We start from the raw sequence: 19880 nt of genomic DNA on the forward strand, positions 1-19880 counted from the left end.
CCTGTTTTAGTCAAACTCCAGTTCCACCTGCTCCGATCCTACTAACGACCGCAGGTCGTTAAGTAAACGATCGCTGGGCGAAATACGCCACGCTGCACCAAAGCGCAGCTTTGCCCGCGCATCTGCTCTCTGATAATAGAGATGTACCGGAATGGTCCCGGAACGATGAGGTTCCAGAGACTGGCGGAGACGGTTTAAAAGCTGGTCATCAATTTGCCTGTCCGTCAGCGAGATAGCAAGTCCGCGCGCATATTTTTCCCGCGCTTCATCGATATCCATCACTTCCCTGGCGGTCATTTTAAGCCCGCCGCTGAAGTCATCAAAGCTGACCTGTCCGCTGACGATCAGGATACGGTCTTTCTCCAGCAGCTGCTGGTACTTATCTAACGCATCGGTAAATAGCATGACTTCCAGACGACCGGAGCGATCGTCCAGAGTACAAATACCAATTCGGTTGCCGCGCTTGGTCACCATCACGCGGGCGGCGATCACCAGCCCCGCAGCGATGGTGACCTTGCCACGTTCAGTGGGATGCATATCTTTCAGCCGCATCCCGCCGACATAGCGCTCAATCTCTTTCAGATACTGATTAATCGGATGCCCGGTAAGATAGAGCCCCAGCGTTTCACGCTCGCCATCCAGCTGCACCTGCTCTGGCCACGGCGTAATTGACGCATACGATTTTTCGACCTGCTCCGGCTCTTCAGCCAGCACGCCAAACATATCTGCCTGTCCCGTCGCCTCTGCTTTCGCATGCTGATCAGCGGCTTTCAGGGCATCGCTCAGAGCGCTCATCAGCGCCGCGCGATGGGGCCCGAGCCGGTCAAACGCGCCGGACATGATCAGCTTTTCCATCACCCGGCGGTTGATTTTGCGCGTATCGGTACGCGCGCAGAGATCGAACAGCTCTTTAAAATAGCCGCCCTGATTACGCGCTTCCAGGATCGCTTCAATCGGGCCTTCACCGACGCCTTTGATCGCGCCGATGCCATAGACAATTTCACCGTCATCGTTGACGTGGAACGGATAGAGGCCGGCATTGATATCCGGCGGCAGCACTTTCAGGCCCATGCGCCAGCACTCATCCACCAGCCCGACCACTTTCTCGGTGTTATCCATATCGGCGGTCATGACCGCAGCCATAAATTCAGCCGGATAGTGGGCTTTCAGCCACAGCGTCTGATAGGAGACCAGCGCATAAGCTGCAGAGTGCGATTTGTTAAAACCATAGCCGGCAAACTTCTCTACCAGGTCGAAGATTTTCATCGACAGCTCGCCGTTGATGCCCATGCTTTCAGCGCCCTCTTTGAACACTGAACGCTGTTTCGCCATCTCTTCCGGTTTCTTTTTACCCATCGCACGACGCAGCATATCGGCGCCGCCCAGCGTATAACCCGCCAGCACCTGTGCGATCTGCATCACCTGTTCCTGGTAAAGAATGATGCCGTAGGTAGGCTCCAGTACCGGCTTCAGACTCTCATGCTGCCACTGGATATCGGGATAGGAGAGCTCTTCACGGCCATGCTTACGGTCGATGAAGTTGTCCACCATGCCGGACTGCAGCGGGCCAGGACGAAACAGCGCCACCAGGGCGATCATATCTTCAAAGCAGTCAGGCTTCAGTCGCTTGATCAGATCCTTCATGCCGCGCGATTCAAGCTGGAACACCGCCGTGGTCTCCGAGCGCTGCAGCATATCGAAGCTTTTTTTATCATCAAGCGGAATAGCCGCAATGTCGATCGGCGGCAGCCCCTGCTTTTCACGGCGCGGATTGATCATCTTCAGCGCCCAGTCGATGATGGTCAGCGTACGCAGGCCGAGGAAGTCAAACTTCACCAGTCCGGCATACTCCACATCATTTTTATCAAACTGGGTGACGGGGAACTGGCCGTTTTCGTCGCAGTAAAGCGGGGCAAAATCGGTGATTTTAGTCGGCGCGATAACCACGCCGCCAGCGTGCTTGCCGGCGTTTCGCGTGACGCCTTCCAGCTTACGCGCCATGTCGATCAGCGCCCTGACCTCTTCATCAGCGTCGTAGATCTCAGGCAGCTGCGGCTCAGCCTGAAACGCTTTTTCGAGCGTCATGCCCGGATCGGGCGGCACCAGCTTGGAGATGCGATCGACAAAGCCATAAGGATGGCCCAGCACGCGCCCCACATCGCGGATCACCGCTTTCGCCGCCATGGTACCGAAGGTGATAATCTGCGAAACCGCTTCACGACCATACATCTCGGCAACGTGATCGATCACCTGATCGCGCTTCTCCATGCAGAAGTCGACGTCAAAGTCGGGCATGGAGACACGTTCCGGGTTCAGGAAGCGTTCAAACAGCAGGTCAAATTCCAGCGGATCGAGGTCGGTGATCTTCAGCGCATAGGCCACCAGTGAACCGGCGCCGGAACCACGTCCGGGTCCGACCGGGATCCCGTTATCTTTTGACCACTGGATAAACTCCATGACGATCAGAAAGTAGCCCGGGAACCCCATCTGGTTAATAACGTTAAGCTCAATCTCCAGACGCTCATCGTAGGCCGGGCGCTTCTGCGCACGCAGCTCTTCATCCGGAAAGAGAAACGCCAGGCGCTCTTCAAGCCCCTCGCGTGATTTCACCACCAGAAACTCTTCGGTGGTCATCTCGCCGGTCGGGAACTGCGGCAGAAAATATTCGCCGAGGCGGACGGTGACGTTACAGCGCTTAGCAATCTCTACGCTGTTTTCCAGCGCTTCCGGGATGTCCGAAAACAGCTCGCACATCTCCTCTTCGCTGCGCATATATTGCTGAGGACTGTAATGGCGCGGACGTTTCGGATCGTCCAGCGTATAACCGTCGTGGATCGCCACGCGGATCTCATGTGCATCGAAGTCCTCTTCATTAATGAAGCAGACTTCATTGGTTGCCACGACCGGTATCCCTTCTGCTATCGCCAGCTCAACGGCCGCATGCAGATAGCTCTCCTCATCGGCGCGTCCGGTGCGGAGCAGCTCAAGGTAGTAACGGTCGGGAAAGTGTTGCTGATAAAAGCTCAGACACTGCGCCACCAGCGCGTTATTGCCGCGCAGCAGGCTGCGCCCGACATCGCCGCGTCGTCCGCCTGACAGGACAATCAGCCCTTCGCCCAGCTCAATCAGCCAGTCGCGATCGAGGACAGGTCCGGCAATGCCGTAGCCGCGCTGATAGGCGCGCGAAATCAGCAGCGTCAGATTCTGATAGCCAGTGTTATTCGCCGCGAGCAGCGTAAGCTGCGTAAGCTCATCGCCCATGAGTTCGCTGGCGACCTGAAAATCAGCGCCGATAATCGGTTTAACGCCGGCACCGTGGGCGCTGCCATAGAAGCGCACCAGGCCGCAGAGGTTGGTGTAATCCGTAATCGCTATTGCCGGCATCCCCAGCGCCGCGGCTTTTTTCACCAGCGGGCCGGTCTTCGCCAGGCCATCGACCATGGAGTAGTCGCTGTGCACGCGCAGATGTATAAAACGAGGTTCAGCCATATCGATTTCCGGTTAAAACAGCGTCAGGCTTAATAAAGCGGCGCGGGTTGTACTGAGGCGTGCAGTTCGGCATCCAGCAGCGCATTGCGCACCGGCGCAAAACTGCGACGATGGTGCGGCGTGGCACCAAACTGTTTGAGCTTCGCCATATGAAGCGCGGTGGGGTAACCTTTATGCTGCGCAAAGCCATACTGCGGAAAGAGACGATCGAGTTCAGCCATTTCGCGATCGCGCGTCACTTTGGCAATGATGGATGCAGCGCTGATTTCCTGCACCAGACTGTCGCCTTTGATCACCGCCTGCGCAGGCATCGCCAGCGCCGGACAGCGATTGCCATCGATCAGCACAAAATCGGGCGTCAGGTGCAGCCCTGCCACCGCGCGCTGCATCGCCAGCAGCGTGGCATGCAGAATATTGAGCTGGTCGATCTCTTCTGGCTCAGCCCTGCCGAGGTTCCACGCCAGCGCCTTTTCAGTAATTTCATCATACAGCGCCAGACGGCGCTTTTCCGATAGCTTTTTTGAGTCTGCCAGCCCAGCAATCGGGTTAGCAGGATCGAGGATCACCGCCGCCGTTACCACGGCTCCTACCAGCGGGCCGCGTCCAACTTCGTCCACGCCCGCAATACGTTGCGCATCAGGATAGATAAATTCAGCCATGAGCAATCTCCAGTACCGCATCCGCCGCCTGCTCATCGGCATTCCAGCGGATCTGCTGATGCAGTTGAGTAAAGGTTTCCAGCAGCGCGTCGCGTTCGGCACCCGCATGCAGCAGCGGCTCCAGCGCGGCGGCCAGCGTCTGCGGCTGGCACTCATCCTGCAGCAGCTCTTTAACCAGCTCCCGCCCCGCCAGCAGATTAGGCAGCGAGACGTAAGGCGTTTTGACCAGGCGCTTCGCCAGCCAGAAGGTAACGGGTTTCATACGATACCCCACGACCATCGGGCACTTTGCCAGCATACACTCCAGCGCCGCGGTGCCGGATGCCAGAATAGCCGCATCGCTGGCGATCATCGCCTGACGCCCTTTGCCATCCAGCAGGTGCATAGGCAGCTCAGGCGCAACCTCTGCTTTAATCTGTTCAAACTGCGCCCGCCGCTTTGCGTTAACCAGCGGAACCACGATTTCCAGCGCCGGGTAGCGCTGACGCAGCAGCTGCGCCGCGCGCAGAAAATCGGCGCTCAGCATTTCAACTTCTGTACCGCGACTGCCTGGCAGTAAACCGAGACAGATTGCGTCGGCTGCAATACCCAGCTCGCGACGCGCGGCCTGCTTATCAGGCTGCAGCGGCATCGCATCAGCCATGGTATGACCGATAAAACGACACGGCACGTTAAAGCGATCGTAGAACGCTTTCTCGAACGGCAGAAACGCCAGCACCATATCGGTATTGCGGCCAATCTTAAAGACGCGCTTCTGACGCCATGCCCAGACGGAAGGGCTGACGTAGTGCACGGTACGAATACCGGCGCGCTTCAGGTTGCCTTCCAGGGTGATATTAAAATCTGGCGCATCAATACCCACAAACACATCAGGGCGGAGCGCGGTGAAGCGCTGCGTCAGGTCTTTGCGGATGGTCAGCAGGCGTCGCAGGCGGCCCAGCACTTCGACAATGCCCATCACCGCCAGCTCTTCCATCTCATACCAGACTTCGCAGCCTTCTGCCTGCATCAGCGGGCCCGCTACGCCGACAAAGCGTGCATCAGGATGACGCGCTTTCAGCGCGCGGATCAGGCCGGCACCAAGAATATCGCCGGAGGTTTCTCCGGCGACCAGGGCAATCGTTAAGGGACGCACTGACATGAATTAACGGATCAATCCACGGGTTGAACGGGCGAAGAAATCAAAGAACGGCTGGACTTCGCTGTGCTGCTGCGCCAGCGCCTCGATTTCAGGCTTGACCTCATCCAGCGTTTTACCGCTGCGGTAGAGCAGCTTGTAAGCGTTGCGAATAGCATGCAGCGCCTCTTTGCTGAAGCCGCGACGCTTGAGACCTTCAATATTGACGCCAAACGGCGTGGCGTGGTTACCCTGCGCAATAATGTATGGCGGAATATCCTGCGCCACGCCGGAACAACCGCCAACCATAACGTGAGCGCCGATAGTGCACCACTGGTGCACGGCCGTCACGCCGCCGATGATCGCAAAATCATCCACGGTAACGTGGCCGCCCAGCGTCACGTTATTCGCCAGAATGCAGCGGCTGCCAATCACGCAGTCGTGTGCAATGTGCGCATTCACCATCAGCAGGTTGTCGCTGCCAACTTTAGTCAGTCCGCCACCCTGCGTGGTGCCGCGATGAATGGTCACGCTTTCGCGGATCCGGTTGCGATCGCCGATTTCGGTGCGGGTAGGTTCACCCGCATATTTCAGATCCTGATTTACCTCACCAATAGAGACAAACTGATAGATCTGGTTCTCTTCGCCGATGCGCGTATGGCCATTAACCACAACGTGTGATTTCAATACCGTACCTGCGCCAATTTCCACGTCAGCACCCACAATACAGAAGGGACCGATATGAACATTTGCACCCAGTACAGCACCCTCTTCAACGATGGCGGTCGGATGGATGGTGGCGGTTGAATCAATCACTAATTATGCCTCCCGGCTACGGGCACACATCATGGTCGCTTCACAGACAATTTTACCATCCACTGTAGCAACGCCTTTAAAACGTGTCAGACCACGACGGGTTTTTTCGAAGGTAACTTCCATGATCATCTGGTCGCCTGGTACTACCGGGCGCTTGAAGCGGGCTTCATCGATACCGGCAAAATAATAGAGCTCGCCAGGTTCCAGCTTGCCAACGCTTTTAAACGCCAGAATACCGGTCGCCTGCGCCATCGCTTCTAAAATCAGAACGCCTGGGAAAATCGGTTTACCAGGGAAGTGCCCCTGGAAAAACGGTTCATTAACAGAAACGTTCTTTACCGCACGCAGATATTTGTGCTCTTCAAAATCCAGCACGCGATCCACCAGCAAAAACGGATAGCGGTGCGGCAGCAGTTCTAAAATCTCTTCGATTTTCAGAGTATGCGTTTCAGTAGTCAAAATACTCTTCCTGTCCTAAAAAATCTGATGGCAACAATAACACGGCCTGCACCGATCAAAATGATCTTTCGCAGGCCGCAAATCAGTTCGGTGGCGTTCGCTTCTCTGCGCTACCTGCCGTCCTTTACCACACTGAAGGGCAAAAGCAGGCAGGCGGCATTATTATGAAAGCGGGTCGCGCGGATGTGCTTAGCTGTTTTTATCAACTTTGCGTTCGATGGCTTTCAGACGTTTGCTTATGTCATCGATATTCATCACCAGCGCTGCCGTTTTACGCCAGGCTTTGTTCGGTTGCAGTGGGATCCCTGAGGAGTAAACCCCCGGCTCTGTAATGGGACGCATCACCATGCCCATACCGGTTACGGTTACTTTATCGCAGATCTCCATATGGCCGTTAATGACGCTGGCGCCGCCAATCATACAGTAACGTCCAATCTTCAGGCTACCGGCCATGATCACACCTCCCGCAACGGCTGTATTGTCACCAATTACAACGTTGTGGGCAATCTGACACTGGTTGTCTATGATAACACCATTGCCGATCAGAGTGTTATCCAGCGCACCGCGATCGATAGTGGTGCAGGCACCAATCTCTGTCCGGTCACCGATGATAACCGTGCCGAGCTGAGGGATTTTCACCCAGTTGCCGCGATCGTTAGCATACCCGAAACCATCTGCACCGATGACAGTACCTGACTGAATCAGACAATCCTGACCAATCTGAATCTCATGATAAATCGTCACGTTGGCCCAGAGGCGCGTGCCGCTGCCAATCCGGCTCTTTTTGCCGACAAAACAGCCTGCACCAATCACGACGTTGTCACCCAGCTCAACGCCAGACTCAATCACCGCGTTCGCCCCTACCGACACATTTTGTCCCAGCGAGGCGGAAGGATCGATCACCGCGCTGGGCGCGATATTCTGCGCGGGCTGCGGCGTGGTGTCCAGCAGTTGTGCCATGCGGGCATAGGTAAGATAGGGATTTTTCACTACCAGGGCGGCAGTATTGCACCATTCCAGATCCGCTTCCGTCAGCACCACGGCTGACGCCTGAACGCTGGCGAGCTGCTCGCGGTAGCGGCTGTTGGCAAGAAAAGTGATTTGACCAGGGGTGGCGGATTGCATAGAAGCAATGCCGGAGATGACGATATCGCCATCTCCGTGCAATTCTGCATCCAACTGCTGGGCTAAATCAGCCAGTCGAATTGATGACATCGATTATTTAACCTGTTTCAGCACGTCAGCAGTAATGTCTTTCGCATTAGCAGCATAGGCTACGGCGTTAGCATCAATCACGACATCATAACCATCGCTGTCTGCCACTTTCTTCACGGCATCCTGGATACGGCTCAGCAGTTTGTTACGCTCTTCCATCTGGCGACGACGGTTATCCTGTTCGAAAGCCTGGGCTTTGCTGGAGAACGCTTCGCGCTGGGACATGATGTCTTTTTCCATGCGGCTACGCTCGCTCGCCTTCATGGTAGAAGCATCACGCTGCAGTCTCTGCATTTTGGTCTGCAGATCGCGTTCCTGGCCCTGCAGCTCAGTTGCGCGGTCTTTGAACTCATTCTCAAGCTGTTTAGCAACGGTCGCACGTTGCGGTAACTGCTGGAAAATGCTGGACACGTTTACCACTGCAATTTTGTCAGCAGCCTGAACGCCAGCGGAAACCGCTAAAGCAAGACCCAGACCTGCGGCACACAACAACTTTTTCACTATAAACTCCTTACCATCAACGTTTGTGTCTGCGACACAGTGTTTGGCTCGCTTAGCGCTTTGCTGCGCTAAGCTATGCCGTACTTCGCTTCTGCTTCCCTGCTCAGAACATTACCAGGTTTTACCGATGTTAAACTGGAACTGCTCTGCTTTGTCTCCCTCGACTTTCTTCACCGGCTGGGCATAGGAGAAGACCAGCGGGCCCAGTGGCGACATCCACTGCAGCGCCAGGCCTGCAGAGACGCGAATGTTGTTAGGATCGCTGTAGTCCGGAATATCCGCAGCGCGGGTGGCGGCCGTATTCTGCCAGTTAGTATCCCAGACGGTACCGGCGTCCACAAACAGTGAAGTGCGCACGGAGTTAGCGTACTTCTCGCTCAGGAACGGCGTTGGCGTGATCAGCTCAAGGCTGGCAATCGCCATCGCGTTACCGCCCACCGCATCATCTGACTTACAGATCCCGTTTGGATCGGTCAGATTACACGAGGAGGAGCGATCGTTAAGGTAAGCGGCTTTCGGACCAATGGTATTGGAACGGAAACCACGCACCGTACTGGAGCCGCCGGCATAGAAGTTCTCATAGAACGGCATCTCTTTATCCCCGATGCCGTCACCATAGCCCACACGACCACGTCCCAGGACTACCCAGGTGCCGTCACGGTTCAGCGGCACATACTGCTGCGTATCCAGCGTCGCCTTATAGAACGCGTTGTCTGAACCTGGAATCGTCACCTTACCGTTCAGGTTGGTGCGGTTACCGCTCGTCGGGAAGAAGCCGCGATCCAGCGTATTGTAGGTCCAGCCATAGTTAAAGGTAAAATCATCCGCAGAGAAATCGCCTTTATTATTGAGTCCCTGTGGACGCCCGACCGAGTCGAGGTAGCGCCACATTGCTACCTGTGGCCGCATGTTCGACAGATCGTTATGCACATAGCCTAAGCCAACGCGCAGGGTGTTGTTCTCATTAACCGGGAAGCCCAGCGTGCCATCAACACCGTAACTCTTGTTGGTGTAGTCTGACAGATCGGCATCGTCCGCTTTAAAGTCGTTATAGAACAGCCGACCGCCCAGACTCACGCCGTCAACCGTAAAGTAGGGATCGGTCAGTGAGAATTCAGCATAGGTCTGATAATCATTTTTGGTGCCGCTGATACCAACGGTATTACCGGTACCGAGCCAGTTATCCTGGGTAACACCCACCTGGAAGCTGACGCCGCTTTCTGTACCGTAGCCCACGCCAAAGTTAAAGGTACCGGTGTTGCGCTCTTTAACTTTGTAGACCACATCCACCTGATCCGGTACGCCTGGTACGCGCTGCGTATCCACATCAACCGTTTCAAAGTAACCGGTGCGGTTCAGACGCTCTTTACCCTGGTCAACCAGATCGCTGCCCAGCCATGCGCCTTCCATCTGACGCATTTCACGGCGCAGCACGGCATCTTTTGAGGTGTCATTCCCTTCAAAACGGACTTTACGCACGTAATAGCGATTACCGGCATCAACGTTGATATGCAGCTTAACGGTTTTGTCAGCGTCGCTGATTTCCGGCTGCGTCACGACGCGCGGATAGGCATAGCCATAGCGGCCCAGCAGCTTTTTGATATCATCTTCCATCTGCGTCACTTTGGTGCCGTTGTAAAGCTCACCATTCGGGATTTTGGTCAGATGTTCAATTTCTGCTGAGTGGCCCGCCATGCTGCCGTTCACAATCACGCCGGCGATTTTATACTGGTCGCCTTCGTTGATGTTGACGGTGATATAGATGCCTTTTTTATCCGGCGTCAGGCTGACCTGAGTCGAGTCGATATTAAAGCGCGCATAACCACGATCCAGATAGAAACTGCGCAGCGTCTCAAGGTCGCCGGCCAGCTTCTGCTTCTGATATTTGCGATCGCCGACTACGTTCCACCACGGCACTTCATCACGCAGCTGGAAGCGGGAGATCAGTTCATCAGAGCTGAACGCTTTGTTGCCCACGATGTTGATCTGCTGAATTTTGGCAGAGACACCTTCCTGGAAAACAAATTTCAGATCCACGCGGTTACGCGGCAGCGGTGTGGCAATCGCTTTTACGCTGGCGGTGTATTTACCCACGCTGTAGTAGAAATCTTCCAGTCCCTTCTCGATTGAAGAGAGCGTGGTGCGATCCAGCGCTTCGCCGACGCGAATGCCTGATGCTTCGAGGTTCTGCTTCAGCTGATCCTCTTTCACCGCCTTGTTACCGGAGAATGTGATGCTGGCAATAGTCGGACGCTCTTTGACCTGAACAATCAGGGTCGTTCCGTCGCGTAAAACCTGCACATCTTCAAAATTGCCGGTGGCAAACAGTGAGCGAATGGTGTTTCTGATATCATCATCATTCACCGTATCACCGACGCGTACCGGCATGCTGAGCAGAGCCGCGCCGACGGCGACTCGCTGGAGACCTTCGAAATGAATGTCGTTCACCACGAAATCGTCTGCACCGTAAACGGTGGCGCTGCTAAACAGCAGCGACGCTATGAGCAACTTTTTCATCGCCATCGTTGTTATGCGTTTTCCTAACACATCCCGCGCCTGTCTGCGTTCCAGACGTTACAGGCGAGAGAAATCATTGAAAAGTGCAAGCCCCATTAACAGCACCAGCAAAATTGAGCCGATGCGATAACTGAAGTCCTGAACTCGCTCGGACACCGGTCCTCCTTTGATCTTTTCGATCGCCAGAAAAAGCAGATGCCCACCATCTAAAACCGGTAACGGAAACAGGTTGATGATGCCCAGGTTGACGCTTATCAGCGCCAGGAACATCAGATAATAAATCACCCCGTACTCCGCTGATAAACCGGCACCCTGCGCAATCGAAATCGGGCCGCTCAGGTTATTCAGCTTTACATCACCTGTAATCAGCTTACCCAGCATCGACACAGTAAGCTTCATCAGCTGCCAGGTTTTGACCCCTGCCTCACCGATAGCGGCCACCGGCCCATACTGCTTCACCGTTTTATACGCGTCAGGCAGCGGCTGCACGCGCGGAATAACGCCAGCGAACCCCTCTTCAGGCTTGCCCGGCTTCGCGGCTGGCGTCAGCGTCAGGGACTGCCGGGCGCCATTTCGCTCAACCTCAAGCGCCATTGGTTTACCCGGGTTATCCCGTACCTGCCCGGCAAATGCCTGCCACTGCGTTAACGGCTGACCATCGACTTTAACGATCCTGTCGCCCGCTTGCAAACCGGCAGCGCTGGCGGGTGAATCAGCCTGTATTTCTGCCAGCGTGGTTTCAATCTGTGGCCCGCGTGGACGAATGCCGAGCGCTACCACCGGATCCTGCTTGTCTGGCTCAAACTGCCAGTCACGCAGATCAACCCGCTTCTGCTGAGTTGCGCTTTCGCCAAACTGAGAAACGGTCAGCGTGGTACTCTCATCACCGATTTTCCCAATCAGGGCCATGCGCACAGCATCCCAGTCAGGCGTTTCGATACCGTCAACTGCGTTAAGTTCCATGCCTGACTGAATTTGCGCTTCCGCCGCGACGGAGCCGCTCACAATTTCGCCAACCACCGGCCGTACGCCGGGCACGCCATGCATAAAGACCAGCCAGTAAGCGAAGATAGCGAAGAGGAAATTGGCAACCGGCCCCGCGGCGATGACAGCAGCACGCTGCAGCACGGTTTTGTTGTTAAACGCCTCGTGGCGGCGCTCAGCGGAAACGCTCTCTACGCGCTCATCCAGCATTTTGACATAGCCGCCGAGGGGGATCAGCGCAATAACATACTCTGTCCCCTGCCGGTCAGTCCGTCGCCAGAGCGCTTTACCGAAACCGATAGAAAAGCGTTCAACATAGATGCCGCAGCGGCGTGCCACCCAGAAGTGGCCAAACTCATGCACGGTGATCAGCACGCCCAGCGCGACGATGAAAGCAGCAAAACTCCAGAGAATGCTTAACATAGTGGCTGCTCCTAGAGGGTATGAAACACCAGCAGCAGCAGGCAGGCAAATACCGGCACGGCCGCTGTCAGGCTATCGATACGATCGAGGATACCACCGTGGCCGGGAATAAGATTTCCGCTGTCTTTAATGCCCGCTTCACGCTTAAACATACTTTCAGTGAGATCGCCCAGTACCGAGGCGAGCGTGGCAACAACGGCACACGCAATCAGCGTGCCCGGCGCCACCGTCAGCGGAGCCAGCAGCGCAAACAGCCAGGCGATGACAGCGGAGGAGAGCAGCCCGCCAAAAAAGCCTTCCCAGGTTTTACCCGGCGAGACTTTAGGCGCCAGCTTGTGTTTGCCGAACAGACGACCAAACATATAGGCACCCGAGTCCGCGCCCCATACCAGCAGCATAACGAACAGGAGCCACCAGGCACCGGCGAAGTGATCAATGTCGTAGTGATACTGGCGCAGCGCGATCATGCCCCAGAAAAACGGGACGATAGTCAGCACGCCAAACAGCAGACGAAGTGGACGCGAACCGCGCCAGAGTGCGGCAGAGGCGGGATAGAACAGCACCAGAAAGAGCGCAACGACCCACCAGCCAAGTGCGGCCCAGAGCGCGCTTTCCAGCTGAGGCTGATGCGCATCGTGAGAATAGGACGGTAAGGTAAACAGCATCGCTGCCAGCAGCAGGCCGCAGAGCAGCGCCAGCCAGACGCGCTGCTGGCGGGTAGCCATACCGGCCAGCTGCCCCCACTCCCAGGCGGCGAGCATGCAGATAGCAATCGTGGTAATCGCGAAACCAGACAGCGGTAACCAGAATAGCGCAGCGATCACCAGCGGAATCAAAATAAACGCGGTGATCAAACGAGACTTCAGCAAAGGTTACCCCCAGGTAGCTCAGGCGCCGCCTGGTGCAGCGCCGCCATAGCGTCGCTCCCGCAGAGAGAATGCATTCAGTGCACCTTCAAAAACATGTTCATCAAAATCAGGCCAAAGAACATCGGTAAACCAGAACTCAGCATAGGCTATCTGCCACAGCAGGAAGTTGCTGATTCGATGCTCTCCCCCGGTCCTTATCACTAAATCCACCGGCGCCAGCTCCTGCATACAGAGATAGGGAGCAAGGCTTTCTTCGGTTATCTGGTCAGGACGCAGTAGCCCTTCCTGAACCTGTTCGGCCAGTTTCCTGGCACCCTGGATAATATCCCAACGGCCGCCATAGTTGGCAGCAATGTTGAGGGTCAGTCCATTATTTTGTTGAGTCAGTTCCTCGGCGCGGCGAATGCGTTCCTGAATACGACCAGAAAAACGGCTGATATCACCAATAATGCACAGACGTACATTATGCTTATGCAGGCTCTTTACTTCACTGTCGAGAGCCCAGATAAATAATTCCATTAACGCCGTCACTTCCTGCGGCGGTCGGCTCCAGTTTTCACTGCTGAACGCATAGAGCGTTAACGCTTCCAGCTTGTGGCTGACCGCAAAGCTGACGGCACGGCGAACCGATTTTACCCCGGCTTTGTGGCCTGAAATACGCAGTTTGCCCTGATTTTTTGCCCAGCGACCATTACCATCCATAATGATGGCCACGTGACGTGGTGTGCAGTACGACCCGTCATCGATTGTATTGTGATTGTTGGACGACATAACGCGTAATAATTCCTTTCATCAGAAATGCTGTGTTTTCTGAATACATTGCGCCTGCGGCAAAGGCCGGCCCGTAAGCCGGATGACATCGAAACAATGTCGTGCCGTAAAACGCGAGCGACTATACCATTTTCAGCCAGAGCGAACAAATAGCGGGGCTATCAGCCAGCCAGAGTGACGCGTGACAGCAGTGCTTTTGCCCGCTGCCGCGCCAGCCGATCGATTTCCAGCACCTCATCAATACTGGCTGGCTCCGGAGAGCTGAGCGTGGCCAGTACTTCGCTGTTGAGGGCGGCAATGTCGGTAAAGCGAATCTGATGCTGCAAAAACGCTGCTACCGCGATTTCATTTGCTGCATTCAGCGTCGTCGTGGCCGCCTGCCCTGCAGTACACGCATCGATTGCCAGCTTCAGGCAGGGATAGCGTACGTAATCGGGTTCAGCAAACGTCAGCGCTTTCATTCGGGTGAAATCAAGCGGCGTGACGCCAGCGGCGATACGTGCAGGCCATGCCATGCTGTGAGCAATCGGTGTGCGCATATCAGGCGATCCCAGCTGCGCCAGCACGCTGCCGTCACAATAACGCACCATAGAGTGGATCACCGACTGCGGGTGCAGGATGACCTCCATTTGCGCGTCAGTGGCGTTGAACAACCAGCGGGCTTCAATGTATTCAAGACCTTTATTCATCATAGTGGCCGAATCAACGGAGATTTTGCGCCCCATTGACCAGTTCGGATGCGCACAGGCCTGATCCGGCGACATAGCAGCCAGATCGGCCAGTGGCGTGTCACGAAAAGGACCACCCGATCCCGTAAGGAGAATCGAGTCGATCCCGTTCTCCCGCAGATCAGCGTACCCCAACTGATGCTGTATGGAAGCGGGCAAACTCTGAAAAATGGCATTATGCTCGCTATCAACCGGCAGCAGCTGCGCCTGATGCTGACGCACCGCCTCCATAAACAAGCGGCCGCATGTGACAAGTGACTCCTTGTTAGCCAGCAGCACGGTTTTTCCGGCACGAATCGCTGCCAGCGTTGGCTGCAGGCCCGATGCGCCGACAATCGCCGCCATCACCTGATCAACCTCATCCAGCGCCGCCAGATCGCAGGCTGCCTGAACGCCGGAGAGCACTTCGGTATCGACGTTGAGTGCTCTCAGTCGCTCACGCAGGTCAGCAGCGGCGGTCTCATCAGACATCGCCGCATAGCGCGGCCGGAACTGCTGGCACTGCTCAGCCATCAGCGCGGCGTTCTGCCCTGCGACCAGCGCCGTGACCTGATAAAGGTCGGGATTCGCGGCGACAACCGCCAGCGTGCTGGTGCCAATTGAGCCAGTGGATCCCAGAAGGGTTAATTGCTTCATCATGCTATCCCTGTGAAGTCATCATGGGTGCCCGCAACGGCGCCAGGCACAATGTAAAACGCCGCCAGAGTGCATTCGGTACGAATACGGCTCTGAACGGCGTTTTATATCTGTTACAGGCAGGCGCTCACCTGCCTCCAGCAGATACAGATCGGGCTGACAGACTCAGAAGTCCATCAGCTCCTTCTCTTTTTCTGCCAGCGCAGCATCAACATGCTTGATGTGAAGGTCGGTCATTTTCTGGATATCATCCTGTGAACGACGTTCGTCATCTTCGCTGATCTCTTTATCTTTCAGCAGCGCTTTGATCTTATCGTTGGCGTCACGGCGAACGTTACGCACGGAAACACGCCCCTGCTCTGCTTCGCCACGAACGATTTTGATCAGATCTTTACGACGCTCTTCTGTCAGCGCAGGCAGCGGAACACGGATGTCGGTGCCGGCTGAACTTGGATTCAGGCCGAGGTCGGACGCCATGATCGCCTTCTCAACGGCCGGACCCAGAGAGCGATCGAACACGTTGATTTTCAGCGTACGGGAATCTTCCACCGTTACGCTGGCGAGCTGACGCAGTGGCGTAGGAGTACCGTAATATTCCACAACAATGCCGTCGAGCAGTGAAGGTGAAGCACGACCGGTACGCACTTTGCTGATGGTGCTTTTGAATGCTTCCACGCACTTTTCCATGCGTGTTTCGGCATCTTTTTTAATATCGTTAATCACGTTAAAACCCTTGGATTCGGTTTGACCTGGCCATTTCCGCACGCGTCGGAACTGGTATCGATAAACATCGATCATCCTGCTACCTGCTGCTGACGCACAAGTCGTCTGCAGCATCGATTATGTCAGGTAGTGGCGCAGCGTCAGGCACTGCGCTATCAGAATATACCTTATTTTACCTTGCGTCGGATATTAATGCGTAATCAGGGTGCCTTCTTTTTCACCCATTACCACACGACGCAGTGCGCCAGGCTTATTCATATTGAAGACGCGAATCGGCAGCGCGTGGTCACGCGCCAGCGTAAAGGCGGCCAGATCCATAACTTTCAGCTCTTTTTCCAGCACTTCAGCGTAGCTGAGCTGATCGTACAGCGTTGCGTCTGGATTTTTCACCGGATCGGCTGAGTAAACGCCATCTACTTTAGTCGCTTTCAACACGACGTCCGCTTCAATTTCAATACCGCGCAGGCAGGCAGCAGAATCGGTGGTAAAGAACGGGTTGCCGGTACCCGCGGAGAAGATCACTACGCGGTTATTACGCAGCAGGCTGATCGCTTCAGCCCAGCTGTAATTGTCACAAACGCCGTTTAGCGGGATGGCAGACATCAGACGTGCGTTCACATAGGCGCGGTGCAGCGCATCACGCATTGCCAGACCATTCATGACGGTCGCCAGCATACCCATGTGGTCGCCGACTACACGGTTCATGCCCGCCTGAGCCAGACCTGCGCCACGGAACAGGTTGCCGCCACCAATCACCACACCTACCTGGATGCCCAGCTCAACCAGCTCTTTCACCTCTTGCGCCATGCGGTCAAGCACGCTCGCGTCGATACCAAAACCTTCGGCACCCTGCAGGGCCTCGCCGCTCAGTTTCAGTAGGATACGTTGGTATACAGGTTTTGCGTTGGTCGCCATGGTCAATTCTTCCTGGAGGATAAGATGAATGAGAAGTTAAATCTGGTGGATCATCCGCTTAGCGCGTCAAAAAAGCTATTGGGATGAGACTGAAAATCGCTGCGCCAAAACGCAGACAAAAAAGAACCGCCTCGCGGCGGTTCCGGTCACTCATTAAGACTGTTTGGACATTGCAGCTACTTCAGCTGCAAAGTCGGTTTCAACTTTCTCAATGCCTTCGCCCACTTCAAAGCGGATGAAGTTGATGACATCTGCGCCTTTCTCTTTCAGCGCCTGACCCACAGTTTTGCTTGGGTCGATAACGAAAGCCTGACCAGTCAGAGAGACTTCGCCGGTGAATTTCTTCATACGGCCTTCAACCATCTTCTCTGCGATCTCTTTTGGCTTACCAGACTGCATCGCGATATCCAGCTGTACCTGGTACTCTTTCTCAACCACGTCAGCAGAAACATCTTCTGGCTTAACGAACTCTGGCTTGCTTGCCGCAACGTGCATTGCGATCTGCTTGCTCAGCTCTTCATCAGCAGCGGTGGTAGAAACCAGAACGCCGATACGCGCGCCGTGCTGGTAGCTGTTCAGCTGAGCGCCTTCCAGTACTGCTACGCGACGGATGTTGATGTTCTCACCAATTTTAGCAACCAGTGCAACACGCTCTTCTTCGAACTGTGCTTTCAGCGCTTCAACGTCGGTGATTTTGCCGGCAGTAGCTGCATCCAGAACTTTGTCAGCAAACGCCTGGAAACCGCCATCTTTAGCAACGAAGTCAGTCTGGCAGTTAACTTCCAGAATCACACCGTAACCATCAACGATTTTGGTTTTGATCACGCCGTCAGCTGCAACGTTGCCTGCTTTTTTCGCAGCTTTGATTGCGCCAGACTTACGCATGTTTTCAATTGCCAGCTCGATGTCGCCGTTCGCTTCGGTCAGCGCTTTTTTGCAGTCCATCATGCCTGCGCCAGTACGCTCACGCAGTTCTTTTACCAATGCAGCGGTAATTTCAGCCATTCCAGAATCCTCGGTTCGTTTCCGGGTGCATGCGCACGCGCAGAAACCTGTTGCGGAAAATTTACTCTGCCCCGCCAGCCCGTAACAGGGAGCGCGACAGACGGAGATAAATAAAAGGGGCCTGTGCGGCCCCTTATACAGATAACATCTGATGTCTAAGGGCTCTCAGAAAGAGCAATCCTTATTAAGCGTTTTCTAAAGACGCGTCTTCAGCCTGCTCAGCCAGGTCCTGTGAACGGCCTTCGCGCACGGTAGTGGCAACAGCAGTCAGGTACAGGCTTACAGCACGGATCGCATCGTCGTTACCAGGGATAACGAAATCAACGCCATCTGGATCAGAGTTGGTATCAACGATAGCAAATACCGGGATACCCAGGTTGTTTGCTTCTTTGATTGCGATGTGTTCGTGGTCAGCATCAACAACAAACAGCGCATCTGGCAGACCGCCCATGTCTTTGATACCACCCAGGCTGTTTTCCAGCTTGGCCAGTTCACGAGCACGCATCAGTGCTTCTTTCTTGGTCAGTTTGTCGAACGTGCCGTCCTGAGACTGAGTTTCCAGATCTTTCAGACGTTTGATTGACTGACGAACGGTTTTCCAGTTAGTCAGCATACCACCTAACCAGCGGTGGTTAACGAAGAACTGGTCGCAGCTCAGAGCTGACTCTTTTACCGCTTCAGCAGCAGCGCGCTTGGTACCAACGAACAGGATTTTACCTTTGCGAGAAGAGATCTTCTGCAGCTCAGCCAGAGCGTCGTTGAACATTGGTACAGTTTTCTCAAGGTTGATGATGTGAACCTTGTTACGTGCACCAAAAATGAATGGCTTCATTTTTGGGTTCCAGTAACGGGTTTGGTGACCGAAGTGAACACCAGCCTTGAGCATGTCGCGCATGGAAACAGTTGCCATGATTACCTCTAAAGTATGTTTGGGGTTGGGCCTCCATGTATCCCATACGACCGACCTCTTTCAAGGCACCCCGGCGTATGTGTCGATACATGTGTGTTTTAGTACACATAATGAGATTTATGCGCTTCCTGCCGTCTCGCTTTCGTAAGACAGCAGAGAATCGTCGGCGCGCTTTATACCATAACAGGGATAAATACGCCAGCGGTTGTTAGCGCAAAACGTGTGCGGCAATCCCGATTTGGCAGCCCATTTGCTGCCTGCTAACATGACTGCCACAGAACTCATTATTGTCGAAAATTTCGGCGATTGCGGAAAAATTCATGGCTATCTCAATCAAAACTCCTGACGAAATCGAAAAAATGCGTGTGGCGGGCCGCCTGGCCGCTGAAGTGCTGGAAATGATCGCTCCTCACGTTGTGCCGGGTGTCACTACCGGTGAGCTTGATCGCCTCTGCCACGAGCACATCACACAGCAGCAGCAGGCGGTTTCTGCCTGCCTTGGCTATCACGGCTTCCCTAAATCGGTCTGCATCTCGGTCAACGAGGTGGTGTGCCACGGTATTCCCAGCGACGATCGCGTCCTGAAAGAGGGTGATATCGTGAACGTTGATGTCACCGTCATTAAAGATGAGTATCACGGTGATACCTCAAAAATGTTTATTGTCGGCAAGCCCACTATCCTCGGCGAGCGCCTCTGCCGCGTGACGCAGGAGAGCCTCTATATCGCTCTGCGTCTCGTTAAGCCAGGCATCCGCCTGCGTGAGCTGGGACGCGCGATTCAGCAATACGTTGAGGCGCAGGATTTCTCCGTGGTGCGTGAGTATTGCGGTCACGGTATCGGCAAAGGCTTTCATGAAGAGCCGCAGGTGCTGCACTATGACGCCGACGACAGCGGTGTGGTGCTGCAGGCCGGCATGACGTTTACCGTGGAGCCGATGGTTAACGCAGGCGATTACCGCATCCGCACCATGAAGGATGGCTGGACGGTGAAAACCAAAGATCGCAGCTTGTCCGCGCAGTATGAGCATACTATTGTGGTGACAGAAACTGGCTGTGAGATTCTGACGCTGCGTGAGGATGACACTATTCCGGCGCGGCTGGAAAACGTCTGATCCTCTCTCTGCTACACACTGAGCCGGCTTA

At 55.0% G+C, this 19880-nt stretch carries 17 protein-coding genes; 1 reads left to right on the forward strand and 16 read right to left on the reverse strand.

Features of this window, described 5'->3' with window-relative positions:
• Positions 1-6: 6 nt before the first annotated feature.
• The 16 genes from dnaE to rpsB form a co-directional block, all read right to left on the reverse strand.
• The gene (gene dnaE, locus F3I15_RS10830) at positions 7-3489 is read right to left on the reverse strand and encodes a DNA polymerase III subunit alpha (protein ID WP_150017913.1); all 3483 of its coding nucleotides are present in this window, start codon (positions 3487-3489) and stop codon (positions 7-9) included.
• Positions 3490-3518: 29 nt separating this feature from the next.
• A complete protein-coding gene (gene rnhB / locus F3I15_RS10835) occupies positions 3519-4148 on the reverse strand; it encodes a ribonuclease HII (RefSeq protein ID WP_150017914.1) in 630 nt (209 codons plus the stop codon).
• Positions 4141-5289 (reverse strand): lipid-A-disaccharide synthase, encoded by a 1149-nt coding sequence (gene lpxB / locus F3I15_RS10840; protein ID WP_150017915.1) that lies wholly within the window; start codon positions 5287-5289, stop codon positions 4141-4143. Before lpxB ends, rnhB begins: the two co-directional genes overlap by 8 nt.
• Positions 5290-5292: 3 nt before the next feature.
• Positions 5293-6081, reverse strand: a complete 789-nt coding sequence (gene lpxA, locus F3I15_RS10845) for an acyl-ACP--UDP-N-acetylglucosamine O-acyltransferase (protein ID WP_039382744.1) — start codon at positions 6079-6081, stop codon at positions 5293-5295.
• Between the two features lie 3 nt (positions 6082-6084).
• Complete coding sequence (gene fabZ / locus F3I15_RS10850) at positions 6085-6540, reverse strand: 3-hydroxyacyl-ACP dehydratase FabZ (RefSeq protein ID WP_007893924.1); 456 nt, start codon at positions 6538-6540, stop codon at positions 6085-6087.
• A 189-nt stretch (positions 6541-6729) separates the two neighbouring features.
• A complete protein-coding gene (gene lpxD, locus F3I15_RS10855) occupies positions 6730-7755 on the reverse strand; it encodes a UDP-3-O-(3-hydroxymyristoyl)glucosamine N-acyltransferase (RefSeq protein WP_039382740.1) in 1026 nt (341 codons plus the stop codon).
• 3 nt (positions 7756-7758) lie between these two features.
• Positions 7759-8256: a molecular chaperone Skp gene (gene skp / locus F3I15_RS10860; protein ID WP_150017916.1), complete on the reverse strand. Its 498-nt coding sequence runs from the start codon at positions 8254-8256 to the stop codon at positions 7759-7761.
• A 111-nt stretch (positions 8257-8367) separates the two neighbouring features.
• The gene (bamA, locus tag F3I15_RS10865; RefSeq protein ID WP_150018000.1) at positions 8368-10779 is read right to left on the reverse strand and encodes an outer membrane protein assembly factor BamA; all 2412 of its coding nucleotides are present in this window, start codon (positions 10777-10779) and stop codon (positions 8368-8370) included.
• Positions 10780-10830: 51 nt separating this feature from the next.
• On the reverse strand, positions 10831-12180 hold the full coding sequence (rseP, locus tag F3I15_RS10870) for a sigma E protease regulator RseP (protein WP_150017917.1): 1350 nt from the start codon (positions 12178-12180) through the stop codon (positions 10831-10833).
• An 11-nt stretch (positions 12181-12191) separates the two neighbouring features.
• Entirely contained in the window at positions 12192-13049 is an 858-nt protein-coding gene (cdsA, locus tag F3I15_RS10875) for a phosphatidate cytidylyltransferase (RefSeq protein ID WP_150017918.1), read from the reverse strand.
• 18 nt (positions 13050-13067) lie between these two features.
• On the reverse strand, positions 13068-13820 hold the full coding sequence (gene ispU / locus F3I15_RS10880; RefSeq protein ID WP_039382733.1) for a (2E,6E)-farnesyl-diphosphate-specific ditrans,polycis-undecaprenyl-diphosphate synthase: 753 nt from the start codon (positions 13818-13820) through the stop codon (positions 13068-13070).
• 161 nt (positions 13821-13981) lie between these two features.
• Entirely contained in the window at positions 13982-15184 is a 1203-nt protein-coding gene (gene ispC / locus F3I15_RS10885) for a 1-deoxy-D-xylulose-5-phosphate reductoisomerase (RefSeq protein WP_190315015.1), read from the reverse strand.
• Positions 15185-15349: 165 nt separating this feature from the next.
• Positions 15350-15907, reverse strand: coding sequence for a ribosome recycling factor (gene frr, locus F3I15_RS10890; RefSeq protein WP_150017920.1), 558 nt, complete (start codon positions 15905-15907; stop codon positions 15350-15352).
• Positions 15908-16096: 189 nt separating this feature from the next.
• Entirely contained in the window at positions 16097-16822 is a 726-nt protein-coding gene (gene pyrH, locus F3I15_RS10895) for a UMP kinase (RefSeq protein ID WP_039382729.1), read from the reverse strand.
• Positions 16823-16975: 153 nt separating this feature from the next.
• Entirely contained in the window at positions 16976-17827 is an 852-nt protein-coding gene (gene tsf / locus F3I15_RS10900) for a translation elongation factor Ts (protein ID WP_039382726.1), read from the reverse strand.
• Between the two features lie 184 nt (positions 17828-18011).
• On the reverse strand, positions 18012-18737 hold the full coding sequence (gene rpsB, locus F3I15_RS10905; protein WP_150017921.1) for a 30S ribosomal protein S2: 726 nt from the start codon (positions 18735-18737) through the stop codon (positions 18012-18014).
• A gap of 320 nt (positions 18738-19057) precedes the next feature.
• Between rpsB and map the strand changes: the two genes are divergently transcribed.
• On the forward strand, positions 19058-19849 hold the full coding sequence (gene map, locus F3I15_RS10910) for a type I methionyl aminopeptidase (RefSeq protein ID WP_039382722.1): 792 nt from the start codon (positions 19058-19060) through the stop codon (positions 19847-19849).
• Positions 19850-19880 lie beyond the last annotated feature (31 nt).

The organism is Pantoea sp. M_9 (assembly GCF_008631385.1).
In the GTDB taxonomy this organism is placed as follows: domain Bacteria; phylum Pseudomonadota; class Gammaproteobacteria; order Enterobacterales; family Enterobacteriaceae; genus Pantoea; species Pantoea eucrina.

Excerpts from the sequence above, each read along its gene's own strand:
- pyrH (WP_039382729.1), bottom strand. The coding sequence starts at position 16,822 with ATGGCGACCAACGCAAAACCTGTATACCAACGTATCCTACTGAAACTG.
- lpxD (WP_039382740.1), bottom strand. The coding sequence starts at position 7,755 with ATGTCATCAATTCGACTGGCTGATTTAGCCCAGCAGTTGGATGCAGAA.
- ispU (WP_039382733.1), bottom strand. The coding sequence starts at position 13,820 with ATGTCGTCCAACAATCACAATACAATCGATGACGGGTCGTACTGCACA.
- tsf (WP_039382726.1), bottom strand. The coding sequence starts at position 17,827 with ATGGCTGAAATTACCGCTGCATTGGTAAAAGAACTGCGTGAGCGTACT.
- lpxB (WP_150017915.1), bottom strand. The coding sequence starts at position 5,289 with ATGTCAGTGCGTCCCTTAACGATTGCCCTGGTCGCCGGAGAAACCTCC.
- ispC (WP_190315015.1), bottom strand. The coding sequence starts at position 15,184 with ATGAAGCAATTAACCCTTCTGGGATCCACTGGCTCAATTGGCACCAGC.
- dnaE (WP_150017913.1), bottom strand. The coding sequence starts at position 3,489 with ATGGCTGAACCTCGTTTTATACATCTGCGCGTGCACAGCGACTACTCC.
- map (WP_039382722.1), top strand. The coding sequence starts at position 19,058 with ATGGCTATCTCAATCAAAACTCCTGACGAAATCGAAAAAATGCGTGTG.
- rnhB (WP_150017914.1), bottom strand. The coding sequence starts at position 4,148 with ATGGCTGAATTTATCTATCCTGATGCGCAACGTATTGCGGGCGTGGAC.
- rseP (WP_150017917.1), bottom strand. The coding sequence starts at position 12,180 with ATGTTAAGCATTCTCTGGAGTTTTGCTGCTTTCATCGTCGCGCTGGGC.
- rpsB (WP_150017921.1), bottom strand. The coding sequence starts at position 18,737 with ATGGCAACTGTTTCCATGCGCGACATGCTCAAGGCTGGTGTTCACTTC.
- bamA (WP_150018000.1), bottom strand. The coding sequence starts at position 10,779 with ATGGCGATGAAAAAGTTGCTCATAGCGTCGCTGCTGTTTAGCAGCGCC.